The sequence below is a fragment of the Pantoea ananatis LMG 2665 genome (assembly GCF_000710035.2).
Lineage (GTDB): Bacteria > Pseudomonadota > Gammaproteobacteria > Enterobacterales > Enterobacteriaceae > Pantoea > Pantoea ananatis.
This window is the reverse complement of record NZ_JMJJ01000006.1, coordinates 307,659-320,117: the sequence shown is the minus strand read 5'-3', so window position 1 is coordinate 320,117 and position 12,459 is coordinate 307,659. Positions and strand designations below refer to the sequence as shown.

Here is a 12,459-nt window from a genome sequence, read left to right as displayed (position 1 = left end):
TATGCAAAAACTCACCCGAGACCAACTGGCACAGCGCGTGGCGCGCGATATTCCTGAGGGCGCCTACGTCAATTTGGGCATCGGCCTGCCCACCCGCATTGCCAACTATCTGCCTGCAGATAAAGAGATCTTCCTGCACAGCGAGAATGGGCTCCTCGGCATGGGGCCCGCTCCCGTCGCCGGAGAGGAGGATCCAGAGCTGATCAACGCCGGGAAAGAGCAGGTAACGCTGCTGCCTGGCGGCTGTTTTTTCCACCACGGCGACTCGTTTGCCATGATGCGCGGCGGGCATCTGGATATCTGCGTGATGGGGGCCTATCAGGTGTCTGTCGGCGGCGATCTGGCTAACTGGAGCACTGGGGCGCAAGACGCGATTCCTGCGGTAGGCGGGGCGATGGATCTCGCCATCGGCGCGCGCAAAGTCTATGTGATGATGGATTACCTGACCAAAAAAGGGGAGTGCAAGCTGGTCAAACAGTGCAGCTATCCGCTTACCGGTCTGGGCTGCGTCAGTCGCCTCTATACCGATATGGCCGTGATCGATATTACCCCACAGGGCCCGCTGGTGGTGGAGTGCTGCCCCGGGCTGAGTTTTGATGCGCTGCAGGCGTTAACGCCGGTGCGTTTATTGCAACCTGAACTGGCTACCGCCTGAGGAGAAGCTGATGCAACAGGCGTTTATCTGCGATGCACTCCGTACGCCCTTTGGCCGTTACGCGGGCGCGCTTGCCAGCCTGCGTGCTGACGATCTGGCTGCTTTACCCTTAGCGGCGCTGTTAGCCCGCCAGCCGGCTTCGGTGGCGCAGGCTATTGACGATGTGATTTACGGCTGCGCAAATCAGGCGGGAGAAGACAACCGTAACGTGGCGCGCATGGCGCTGTTACTGGCCGGGCTGCCGTCCAGCGTGCCGGGCACCACGCTCAACCGTTTGTGCGGCTCGGGGCTGGATGCCATCGGCACGGCCGCCCGGGCGATCAAATGCGGTGAGGCCGAAATAATGATAGCGGGCGGCGTGGAGAGCATGTCGCGCGCGCCCTTTGTGACCGGCAAAGCAGACAGCGCGTTTAGCCGTTCCCTGAAAATGGAAGACACGACGATGGGATGGCGCTTCATCAACCCGCAGATGCGCGCCCGCTTTGGTGTCGAAACCATGCCGGAAACGGCAGAAAACGTAGCGCGTGATTTCGCTATCAGCCGCGCCGATCAGGATGCTTTTGCCCTACGTAGTCAGTTGCGTACCGCACGGGCGCAGGAAATGGGGCTGTTTAGTGACGAACTGATGGCGGTGAGCATCCCGCAGCGCAAAGGCGAAGCCCTGAACGTCACCTGTGACGAGCATCCGCGCAGCACCTCGCTGGCGGCGCTGGCGGGCTTAAAAGGCGTGGTCAGCCCGGACGGCAGCGTGACGGCGGGTAACGCATCGGGCATTAACGATGGGGCCTGCGCCTTGCTGCTGGCAAGCGAGCGCGCGGCGGCAGAACATGGACTCACGCCGCTGGTGCGGGTGGTGGCGATGGCGGCCTGTGGTGTGGAGCCGCGCATTATGGGTTATGGCCCGGTGCCTGCCGTGCGTAAAGTGCTGGCTCAAAGTGGCCTGACGCTGGCGCAAATGGACGTGATCGAATTAAATGAGGCTTTCGCTGCCCAGGCGCTGGCGGTGACGCGCGCACTGGGACTGGCCGATGATGCTGCCCATGTGAATCCCAACGGCGGCGCGATTGCGCTGGGACATCCGCTGGGCGCGTCAGGCGGCAGGCTGGCCATGACCGCAGCGTATCAGCTGCGGCGCACGGGCGGCCGTTACGCGCTGTGCACCATGTGCGTGGGCGTGGGGCAAGGCATCGCACTCATTCTGGAACGGGTATAACCAATGTCTCTTTACCGCGCCATGTTTATGGCCTCTCCCCTTGACGACTGCTTTAGCGATACGGCGTTGTTACAGGGAATGCTGGATTTCGAAGCCGGGCTGGCACAGGCGCTGGCCACGGCAGGCGTGATCGATCACGCCGCCGCTCACTGTATTCAGGCCTGTTGCCAGGCGCAGGCGATCGATACGGCGGCGCTGACGCAGGCGGCGGGCCTGGCGGGCAACCTGGCGATTCCGCTGGTTAAACAGCTCACTGCCGTGGTTGCGGCGACGTCGCCCGAGGCCGCGCGCTATGTGCACTGGGGCGCAACCAGTCAGGATGCGATCGACAGCGGACTGATGCTGCAACTGCGCACCGCGCTTAACGACACGGCTTCGCTGCTGGATCGGCTGATTGCCGCCCTGACGATTCAGTGCGAGCGGCACAGCACGACGCTGATGGTCGGCCGGACCTGGCTGCAGCACGCGCTGCCGGTGACGTTAGGCCTGAAGCTGGCGGGCACGCTGGATGCGCTGGTGCGTTTTCGTGCGCGACTGGCGGCCATGCGGCCGCGGGTGCTGGCGCTGCAGTTTGGCGGGGCGGCGGGCACGCTGGCATCCCTGGGGGAAAAGGGCGAACGCGTCGAGCAGGCGTTGTCTGATGTGCTGGCGCTGCCGCGAAGCGCTACGCCCTGGCATGCGCAGCGCGACAGAATCACCGAGCTGGCGGGCTGGTATGCCGGTCTTACCGGTACGCTGGGCAAGCTGGCCCGGGACATGTCGCTTCTGATGCAGAGCGAAGTCGGCGAAGTCAGTGAACCCCTGGCGCCGGGGCGCGGGGGATCTTCTACCATGCCGCACAAACGTAACCCGGTGCTCAGCGCGGCGATTCTCAGCGCGGCCAACCGGGTGCCGGCCCTGATGTCAGGTCTGTATGCCGGTCAGGTTCAGGAGCACGAGCGTGCGCTGGGCGGCTGGCAGGCCGAGTGGCAGAGCCTGCCGCAGCTGATTATGCTCAGCGGCGCGGCGCTGGTACACAGCACAGAGCTGATCGACGGACTGGAAGTCCATGAAGAAGCCATGCAACGCAATCTCGGCCTGACACAGGGGCTCATCATGGCGGAAGCGGTCACGCTGGCGCTGGCAGACGCGCTGGGACGGCAGCAGGCCCATCATCATATTGAACAGTGCTGCCGTCGGGCGCTGGCGACGCAGCAGCGTTTGCTGACCGTCCTGTGCGCGGATGAAACCGTTGCCGCGCACCTGAGTCGGCCCGAACTGGAGAGGCTGCTCGATCCGGCGAACGCCACGGGCAGCGCGTCACGCTTTATTCACCAGGTTTTAGCGGCTGCGAGGGCCACATGATGCTGCATTACATACTTGAGGGGCCAGACGATGCCCCGGTGATTTTATTCAGTAACTCCTTAGGCACAACGTCCGAGATGTGGCAGCCGCAGCGTGATGCGCTGATAGGGACGTATCGCCTTTTACGTTACGACGTTCCCGGCCACGGTGCTTCGGCACCGAACGGACAAACCCGCTCGCTGGAACAGCTGGGGATGGCGGTCCTGTCGCTGCTGGACCAACTGGGCATCGACAGGGTGCACTTCTGCGGCATTTCAATGGGCGGGCTGACCGGACTCTGGCTGGCGCGTTTTCATCCGCAACGCCTGATCACGCTCACGATCGCCAACAGCGCGGCAAAGATCGGCGAGTCGGCCGCCTGGCGAGAGCGGGCCGCGCAGGCTCGTCAGTACGGCATGGCCGCCATTGCAGAGGGCGCGGCGGCACGCTGGTTTACCCCGGCCTTCTGTGAACGTGCGCCTGCGACGGTAAACCATCTGGTATCCCAGCTCAGCGCCTGTGACGCCGACAGCTACGCTGACTGTTGTGAAGCCCTGGCGACAGCCGATTTGCGCCACGAACTGGCGGCGATTTCGTTACCCGTGCTGGTGATTGCCGGGCGTGACGACAGGGTTACGACCCTGGCCGATGCAGACAGCATGGTTGAACAGATCCCGGGTGCGCAGCGTGTCGTGCTGCCCGCCTCGCACTTGTCCAGCGTCGAGGTCTGGCTGGCGTTTAACCGCGCGCTGCAGCCTTTTATTGACGCACAGCTGACCCAGCAGCAGCGCTACCAGCAGGGCATGACCGTACGCCGGGCGGTGCTCGGCGACGCCCACGTTGAGCGGACGCTCGAAAACCTGTCGCCGCTGAATGACGAATTCCAGAACTTTATCAGCCGCTACGCCTGGGGCGAGATCTGGACCCGTCCCGGCCTGACTCGCCACACGCGCAGCCTGATCACCATCGGCATGCTGATTGCGCTCAACCGCGAAGCGGAGCTGAAGATGCACCTGCGGGCCGCGTTCAATAACGGCGTCAGCCGGGATGAAATCAAAGAGTTGCTGATGCACGCTGCGCTCTACTGCGGCCTGCCAGCATCCAACGCCGCGTTCCATCTGGCGCAGAGCGTTTTCGATGAGCAGGACAGCGCCCAGTAAACTGCGCTGTCAGACAGGCACGTCCAGCACCCGTTGCCGCAAGGCCGCCACCAGCTGCAGCTGCTCGGGTGGTGGCGCGTGCTGCTGGCGGGTCAGGATGCCGACCGCCTCAGCCATCCCCTGGCTGGGAAGCGGCAACGTGCGTAGCTGGTTGCTGGTCAGGTCGTCGCGCACCGCGCCGTAGGGCACCAGCCAGACGTAGCCGTGACTCAGCGTCAGACGGCGCGCCAGCGTGGTTGACAGGGTTTCCACTGCGCCATCCGGTAATCTCAGGCCATGGCTTGTCATCAGCGATTCGGCATTCTGGCGCGGCACCGTACCGCGTGGAGACAGGATCAGCGGCCAGCTCAGGGCTTCAGCCAGCGTTACGCCAGCATGCAGCAGAGGATGATGTGGGGCCACAACCAGACGCAGGGTTTCCAGATACAGCAGCTCGAAGTTCAGGCCATCCATCAATACGGGTTCGGCCATGCGCCCAATCCCCAGCGCCATCTGCCCTGATTTTATCCCCATCAGCAACGCATCATTCGCCAGCGTGCTGACCTGAATGCGCCAGCCCGGATAGTGCTGCTGCAGGCCAGCTAGTACCGGCGCCACCACGCTGACAATGGCGGTAGGCAGTGCGCCGATGTGCATCGGTCCGGGCTGCGGCACACTGCCGGGACGCATCACCTGGTCCACAATATTCAGCGCATCAAGAATACGGATGGCATCGTGCAGGAATCGCGTGCCGCTGGCGGTGAGTTCCGTCCCCTGGCGGCTGCGCAGCAACAGCGGCTCACCGGCAAGGTATTCGAGTTCGTTGAGGGTCTTGGACAGGGCGGGCTGGGTAATCCCCAGATGGAGCGCGGCGCGCCCCAGCGTCCCCTGCTGTGCAGTGGCCACAAAAGCGTGAAGATGGCGCACGCGCACGCGCTGACTAAACCGGGAAACCCTATCCATGACTCATGTTATGAATTTGCCGCCGAAGCGGCAAGGACATTGTCGTGGGCAGATTAAGGTTCAGACATCAAAGAACACGGTTTCGTTTTCACCCTGCAGCCAGATATCGAACCGGTAGACCGTCTCGTCGCCGCGCTGTTCACGCCGCGCCAGCAAGGTGCGACGTCGCTTCTCCCATTCGATCACATTCAGCACCGGATCGGCGTCATTTGCCGCCTGTTCATCGGCGAAGTAGAGCCGGGTGTTCAGTCCGATGTTAATGCCGCGCGCCACAATCCACAGGTTAAGATGCGGCGCCATGGGGCGACCGTCGCGCCCGGTCACGCTACCGGGTTTGATCGTTTTGATACGCCAGATCCCGCTGTCGAAGTCGGAGCAGGTCCGTCCCCAGCCACGAAACGCCGGGTCCAGCGGCTTATCGTGCTGCCGATCGGCGGGATGGTTGTAACGCCCTTCGGCATTCGCCTGCCACACTTCAATCAGCACGTCGCGCACCGGCGTGCCGGAACCGTCGTAAACGCAGCCTTCTACCACAATGCGCTCGCCGCGCGTTTCCGGCTGGGTCAGCACCTCACTGAAGTTGTTTTCAAAAATGTCGAAGCCCGCCGCATGGGGCGCCAGACCAATGTGCACATAAGGTCCGGCGGTTTGTGACGCCGTTTCGGCAAGATAGCGTTTCATGATGCCGCCCCCTGAGTGCGGTTTTCGAACCAGGTTGCGCGGTGCCCGCGCAGGACCAGGTCAAAGCGGTAGGCCAAGCAGTCCAGTGGCACGGCAGAGTGGGTATCCAGCTCGGCAATCAGCGTGCGCACGGCCGCTTCGCTGCCGACTGACTGAACAATGGGACAGCGGCCGATCAGCGGATCGCCCTCGAAATACATCTGGGTAATCAGGCGCTGGGCAAAGGCTTCGCCAGAGAGTGAGAAATGAATATGCGCCGGACGCCAGTCACTCACCTGATTCCGCCACGGGTAGGGACCGGGCTTAATGGTGCGGAAGCAGTAGTAGCCGTTATCGTCGGTCAGCATGCGACCGCACCCGCCAAAATTTGGATCGATGGGCGCAAGATACTGATCTTTTTTGTGACGATAGCGCCCCCCGGCATTGGCCTGCCATACCTCAACCAGCGCGTTGCGCACCGGCTGACCAAATGCATCCCGCACGTAGCCATGCACAATAATCCGTTCGCCGATGGGTAAACCCTCTTTGGCGTAATTGAGGATAAGGTCACTGTCTCGTGGTCCGAGTTCCTGCTGGGTGAACACCGGTGCCGTGATTTCGGATAGCGAATTCTGCAAAGAAATCAGTGCATTGCGTGGCGAGCGCAGCAGACTTGTTTTATACAAAGGCGCAAGCGCCGGTGGGTGATCACGATAGTCACGATGAACCAGTTCGCGGGCGGGCCAGTCATTTTTCATCCAGGCATCCTTATTATTTTCGGTACAGAGCGGGAAGTGTAGGAAGCGCAACTTGTAAAAGAAAAGTGAAAAATCGTCGGCTTTGTCATAACCAAAAATCATGACCAGTTACACATTGACGAAATGTTCCAACTGGTTCATAACAATTGCCAATCTCCGTTAGCAGAATGCCTCGCTGCTGACCGGCTGCTTTAAGGTCACCCCGTGACCGCTTATCAGGAGGCAACAATGAAACGTTCTGTCGCAACGGTCTCGGTATCGGGCACGCTGCCGGAAAAACTGCGAGCAATTGCCGCCGCAGGCTTCGATGGCGTTGAAATTTTCGATAACGATCTGGTCTATTATCCCGGCTCACCCGTGGAAATCCGCCAGCTGTGTGAAGCGCTCGGGCTGGAAATCTTGCTGTTTCAACCTTTCCGCGACTTCGAAGGCGGCCCCCGTGACAGGCTGGCGCAAAACCTGGCGCGCGCGGCGCGCAAGTTTGAGGTCATGCAACAGCTGGGCTGTCAGCGGATGCTGGTCTGCAGCAATGTCTCACCGGACTGCAGTGACGACTTCGCCACACAGGTCAGCGATCTCACCGCTCTGGCAGAGCTGGCGGCTGAGCACGGTATTACTCTCGGTTATGAGGCGCTGGCCTGGGGACGACACGTCAGCCTGTGGCGCGACGCCTGGGCCCGCGTCAAGGCCGTCAACCATCCCGCGCTGGGGATCGTGCTCGACAGTTTTCATATTCTGTCGCGCGGCGACAGCCTGGACGGGCTGGAAGCGGTCCCGACGGAGAAAATTGTGTTCGTACAGCTGGCGGATGCACCGCTGCTAAAAATGGATGTGCTGTCGTGGAGTCGCCACTTCCGCTGTTTTCCCGGCCAGGGCGAATTCAATCTGACTCAGTTTATGACGCAACTGTCGGCGCATGGCTACCGGGATGCCTGGTCGCTGGAAATTTTCAACGATGGATTCCGCGCCTCACCGGTGGTGCCTACCGCGCAGGATGGTTATCGATCGCTGCTGTGGCTGGAGGAGCAAACCCGTGACTGGCTGGTTGGACAGCCGCTGCTGCCGAGCGCGCTGGCCTCCCTGGCCGGGGAAGGGCTGTTCCACTCTGCGCCCCAGCCGCCGCTGTTGTCGCTGGAGTTCATCGAGTTTGCCGTCAGCCACAATGACGCTTTGGCACTCGGACAGTGGCTGACGCAGCTTGGGCTGGTTCATGCGGGCGATCATCGCTCCAAGCAGGTGTCGCTGTATCGTAACGGCAAGGTGCATGTGATTCTGAATGCGCAGCCGGAGAGCCAGGCCAGCGGGTATTATCATCAGCACGGTATTTCGCTGTGTGCGGTGGCCTGGCGGGTTCGCGGGGTCGATAAGCTGATCACGCGCGCGCAGGATTACGGTTACGCCATCTGGCAGGGGGAAACCGGCCCCAACGAACGCCAGATCCCGGCGTTATGTGCGCCTGACGGCAGCCTGATTTATCTGGTGGAAGATGAGCCTGCCGGTCAGGACGGCTACCACAGCGACTTCCACTTAACGCACCGCGCCGCGCCCCAGCCTGCGATGCAGACCATCGACCATCTGGCGATTGCCCTGCCGGATGATACGCGCGATAACTGGATTATGTTCCTGCGTAGCGTGCCGGGTTTTGTGCAGGATACCGAGTGGGAACTGCCCGATCCGCTGGGGCTGGTGCGTAGCCGCGTGCTGCGAAGCCCCAACGATGCGATTCGCCTGCCGCTAAACATGTCGGTCAGTCGGGAAACCCAGATAGCCCGCGCTTTAACGACCTATCAGGGCGCAGGTTTGCAGCACGTCGCCTTTGGCTGTGACGATCTGTTCAGTGCGGTAAAGGCCGCGCGCGAACGTGGGCTGAAAACCTTGCACATTCCCGATAACTATTATCAGGACCTGATGGCGCGTTTCGATCTCGACGCCGATTTTCTGGCGCAGCTCCAGCGTTACGATGTGCTGTACGATCGAGACGAACAGGGCGGGGAGCTGCTGCACGTCTATACGCTTCCCTATGAAAAGGGCCGCTTCTTCTTTGAGCTGCTGGAACGACGTGGCGGCTATCGTGGCTTTGGCGCGGCCAATGCTCCCGTGCGGCTGACCGCCATGCGGTAAGACGTTAATGGGCCAGTTTCGCTGGCCCGCTATCCTGCTCAGACCGCTTTTCTGCCTGTTCTCGCCCGCTCAAATCCGCCCGATCCCGCTCACAATCCTTTGCCGATAACGGAACCCATGCTGCCAGAAAAATTGTCTTTTTTAACAATCTATTAACGCAGGGTTGGCGTTTAATTCGCGCATAATCGTGCGATAAACGCACAAAATTTCGATTATCGCCGTTTAACGCATTACAGCGCCTGCATATAGTAACCCCACATTACGTATTTCACCGGAGAGTCACCGTGGCGGAAAGCAAAGCAATTGATGTTCGGGCGTTAATCGACAGCCGCCCGCTGGGGATGTGGCAAAAAATGGTGGTGCTTTTTGGCTTCTGCATCATCGCCCTCGATGGGTTTGATATTGCCATCATGGGGTTCATTGCACCTGAACTGAAAGCGGACTGGGGCATCACCAATCGCGAACTGGGGCTGATCATCAGCGCTGCCCTGGTGGGGCTGGCGCTGGGCGCAATGCTCTCCGGCCCGCTGTCAGACAGGCTGGGTCGCAAAGTCGTGATTATTAACAGCGTGTTCTTTTTTGGCGCCTGGACGCTGATAACCGCCTTTTCGCAAAATATGGAACAGATGATCCTGTTCCGTTTTCTGACCGGTCTGGGATTAGGCGCGGCGATGCCCAACGTGGGCACGCTGGTGGCCGAGTTTGCTCCTGCCAGACGACGGGCATTCCTTATCACCGTGGTGTTTTGTGGCTTCACGTTTGGCGCAGCGCTGGGTGGCTTTGCCGCCTCCTGGCTGATGCCGCACTTCGGCTGGCATTCTGTCCTGATGCTGGGCGGGATCCTGCCAATGCTGTTCGTGCCGTTACTGCTCTGGGCGCTGCCGGAATCGGTGTGCTTTTTAGTGGTAAGGCGTGCCGCCAGCAAAAAAATTCACCGTATTCTGGCTAAGCTGGCACCAGATCTGGATCTGCAGCAGTGCAGCGTCGAACTGCCGCCGGTCAGCAAGGCCAGGGCGCAGCCGGTAAAAGTCGTACTCAATGACCAGTACCGGTTTGGCAGCCTGATGCTGTGGGGCGCCTATTTTACCGCACTGTTTTTATTCTATACCCTGGGCAGCTGGCTCCCCATGCTGATCAAGGATAACGGTTTTGACGTGGTGCAGGCCGCCATTATCACGGCTCTGTTCCAGGCGGGCGGAACCTGCGGTTCGCTGTTTTCGGGCTGGCTGATGGACAGGATTGAATCGCACCGGGCGCTGTCGATGATTTACGGCGCGGGCGCGCTGTTCACGGTGGGGATGGGATTTTCGCTGGCGCACCCGGTGCTGCTGGGCGGTTGCGCCATGATGATCGGCTTCTGCATCGGTGGCGCTAACACGGGAATGAATGCGCTTTCGGCCAGCTTTTATCCCACCGAGGCGCGTGCAACGGGCTCCAGCTGGATGCACGGCGTAGGGCGCATCGGGGCCATTCTCAGCGCGCTGGTGGGGGCAGAGATGCTGGCGCTGGGCTGGGGGTTCGCCACTATTTTCGCCGTGCTGGCCATCCCGGCCCTGTTAACGGTGGCGATGATAACGGCCAAGGGGCGCAGTCAGCAGCGCCGGGCGGGCGAAAGAAGCACGCCTTCCCGCTGGGGGATAAGCCCTGGCGATATCCGCTAATCACCCGCCACTGGGCCAGGCTTTGTGGACGTGTCGCCTGCTCAGGGCTGACAGCCCGGGGATGCCGCCAGCGGGTTCTGCGGCGGCGTGATCAACGGAGGAGCGGCGTTGTAGTGCGGAGTGGTACAGGGCGGTAACGATTGCGCCTGCGGCGACCTGAGCAAGGCATCCGGTGAAAACAGAGAGGGCTCTGCCGGGCTGACATGGATGGCTGAGTCTGATTCGGGAGCCGCACGGAACGGCGGGCGCACGTTGCGCCTTCGCGTTTTATCCGACTGATGACCGTAGTGAAAACGCTTTAGTCTGCCCGGCGGCGCCGCATTGCGTGAGGCGTGGATAAAACGAATCAGGGCCACGCTGCGCAACTGGCGACTGAAACACTTCACGATGCCGGATGAGGGTTTACCTGACTCATAACAGCGCCTGAAAAAGTGCAGGGTGATCAGCGTGTTGGTCGCCGCATAACAGGCACCAGAGCAGGATGAAATCATGTTTGAACCCGGCAGCAGCAGCGACACAAATAACAGGCAGCGGGATAGCCACAGCAGCATCGTCCGGTCTGGCGTCGTGATGGGAAGCGGTGACGAGCCGTCTGCAGAACGGGCGGGCGCAGTAAGCGGCCCTGTGGCGTCAGCGCGATGGCCGTCAGGACCAGGCAATATCGAAGCGTGCGCTGCGCGTGATGCGTGATCTTGCGCGCGTGCACGGTTAAAGCCTATACGGCGATCCCGTAATAAGCGCTGCTGTCGTTTCCGACGTAAAAGTGACGTTAGGCTGGTTATGATTGTGTTGCTCATAGGCTGTTTATCGTTATGTTTGCGCACCCACCGTTCGCAGAGGCTTACCGCTGCGCCCGAAAGCGATTTTTCACATACTCGCTTCTCTGACAATCAAAATGCCGATTTATGCTGACTCTCGTGTAATTAATTGGCCCGATAATAAAATACGCTGCCTTGGGCGCTCAGGGTCTTGTAGCTGACGCAGGATAAGCTCAGCCGCCTGGCGGCCGGTTTCTTCACTGGCGGAGGAAACATAGGTAAAAGAGGGCGAGGTGAGGTTCACGTGCAGCATGTCCTCAAAGCCCATCAGAGCGACCTGTTGGGTCAGAAACACGTCTTTACCCACGGTGCGACCGGTGTGATGAATACCTGACATCGCCCCGATTATCGCATCCGGAGAGTGACAGAGCAGCGCGGTAATGGTGTTGTTTTGCTCCAGTAACTGACGCGTGGCAAAGGCGGCTGAGTGGGTATCGTCACGGCAGGATGGCGTAAATCCTTCCCTTACGGCCAGCCCGTGTTGAGTCAGGGCGCTGCGAAACCCCAGTAAGCGCTGCTGACGGATCAGGTCCCCTTCAATTCCCCCAATATAGGCAATATTGCGGTGACCGCGTTCAATCAGATAGCGGGTCGCCAGGTGGGCGGCCTGGTGGTTGTCACGCATGACCAGATTACACTTCTCCGCCAGCAGCGACTGGGACACCACCACCAGGGGTAAAGGGCAGTGGAGAAGCTGCGACGGCAGGCTGGCATTTCGTCTGTCTGACGCCAGACAGACAACGCCAGCGACGCCCTGCTGTTTAAAGGAGAGCAGGCAGCGCGTCAGCGATTCGCCGTCGTCAGTGGGCTGCCCCAAAAACACCATATAGCCCTGCTTTTCCAGCTGCTGCACAAGGCTTGCCATGACCTTCACGGAGAAACTGTCGCTGAAATCACGCAGAATCAGACCGATAAGGTTAGAGGTGCTGGCGCGCAGGTTGGCGGCTGCCACATTCTGAACGTAGTCGAGCGCATCAATGGCGGCGTGAACTTTCCTGATGGTGGCATCGGATATTTTTCCTTTTTGACGCAGCACCAGCGAGACGGTCGAAACCGACACGCCGGCGTGTTTAGCCACATCAGTAATGCTGACTCTCTTCAAACCTGCTCCCTGAAATTCACCTGCTCAGCCTGCTATCGCCTTGCCC

11 protein-coding genes are annotated in these 12,459 nt (G+C 60.6%); 6 read left to right on the top strand and 5 right to left on the bottom strand.

The window, feature by feature from the left end; all coding sequences use genetic code 11:
• The first annotated feature begins 1 nt into the window (after window position 1).
• From EL29_RS14970 to pcaDC, 4 genes are read left to right on the top strand one after another with little or no spacing between them, the layout of a single operon-like run.
• Window positions 2-655: a 3-oxoacid CoA-transferase subunit B gene (locus EL29_RS14970; RefSeq protein ID WP_013027219.1), complete on the top strand. Its 654-nt coding sequence runs from the start codon at window positions 2-4 to the stop codon at window positions 653-655.
• Window positions 656-665: 10 nt separating this feature from the next.
• On the top strand, window positions 666-1,868 hold the full coding sequence (pcaF, locus tag EL29_RS14965) for a 3-oxoadipyl-CoA thiolase (RefSeq protein ID WP_028715805.1): 1,203 nt from the start codon (window positions 666-668) through the stop codon (window positions 1,866-1,868).
• A gap of 3 nt (window positions 1,869-1,871) precedes the next feature.
• Window positions 1,872-3,212 carry a 3-carboxy-cis,cis-muconate cycloisomerase gene (locus EL29_RS14960; protein ID WP_014605040.1) on the top strand — a complete coding sequence of 447 codons (1,341 nt, stop codon included), beginning with the start codon at window positions 1,872-1,874 and terminating at the stop codon, window positions 3,210-3,212.
• Window positions 3,209-4,351, top strand: coding sequence for a bifunctional 3-oxoadipate enol-lactonase/4-carboxymuconolactone decarboxylase PcaDC (gene pcaDC / locus EL29_RS23135; RefSeq protein ID WP_028715804.1), 1,143 nt, complete (start codon window positions 3,209-3,211; stop codon window positions 4,349-4,351). The genes EL29_RS14960 and pcaDC overlap by 4 nt, the downstream gene beginning before the upstream one ends.
• Before the next feature lie 9 nt (window positions 4,352-4,360).
• Here the strand turns inward: pcaDC and EL29_RS14950 are convergent, their stop codons facing one another.
• Genes EL29_RS14950 through pcaH form a run of 3 tightly spaced genes read right to left on the bottom strand, consistent with a single transcriptional unit; the run spans window position 4,361 to window position 6,711 of the window.
• Entirely contained in the window at window positions 4,361-5,293 is a 933-nt protein-coding gene (locus EL29_RS14950; RefSeq protein WP_028715803.1) for a LysR substrate-binding domain-containing protein, read from the bottom strand.
• A gap of 60 nt (window positions 5,294-5,353) precedes the next feature.
• The gene (gene pcaG / locus EL29_RS14945) at window positions 5,354-5,974 is read right to left on the bottom strand and encodes a protocatechuate 3,4-dioxygenase subunit alpha (protein WP_013027214.1); all 621 of its coding nucleotides are present in this window, start codon (window positions 5,972-5,974) and stop codon (window positions 5,354-5,356) included.
• Window positions 5,971-6,711, bottom strand: a complete 741-nt coding sequence (gene pcaH / locus EL29_RS14940; RefSeq protein WP_024471045.1) for a protocatechuate 3,4-dioxygenase subunit beta — start codon at window positions 6,709-6,711, stop codon at window positions 5,971-5,973. The genes pcaG and pcaH overlap by 4 nt, the downstream gene beginning before the upstream one ends.
• 228 nt (window positions 6,712-6,939) lie before the next feature.
• Between pcaH and EL29_RS14935 the strand changes: the two genes are divergently transcribed.
• Window positions 6,940-8,832 (top strand): bifunctional sugar phosphate isomerase/epimerase/4-hydroxyphenylpyruvate dioxygenase family protein, encoded by a 1,893-nt coding sequence (locus tag EL29_RS14935; RefSeq protein ID WP_014594619.1) that lies wholly within the window; start codon window positions 6,940-6,942, stop codon window positions 8,830-8,832.
• Between the two features lie 284 nt (window positions 8,833-9,116).
• A complete protein-coding gene (locus EL29_RS14930) occupies window positions 9,117-10,493 on the top strand; it encodes an MFS transporter (RefSeq protein WP_014605042.1) in 1,377 nt (458 codons plus the stop codon).
• A 41-nt stretch (window positions 10,494-10,534) separates the two neighbouring features.
• Here the strand turns inward: EL29_RS14930 and EL29_RS14925 are convergent, their stop codons facing one another.
• Both EL29_RS14925 and EL29_RS14920 read right to left on the bottom strand, forming a co-directional pair.
• A complete protein-coding gene (locus EL29_RS14925; protein WP_231858597.1) occupies window positions 10,535-11,152 on the bottom strand; it encodes a hypothetical protein in 618 nt (205 codons plus the stop codon).
• 244 nt (window positions 11,153-11,396) lie between these two features.
• Window positions 11,397-12,413, bottom strand: coding sequence for a Mal regulon transcriptional regulator MalI (locus EL29_RS14920; protein ID WP_013027209.1), 1,017 nt, complete (start codon window positions 12,411-12,413; stop codon window positions 11,397-11,399).
• Between the last annotated feature and the right edge of the window lie 46 nt (window positions 12,414-12,459).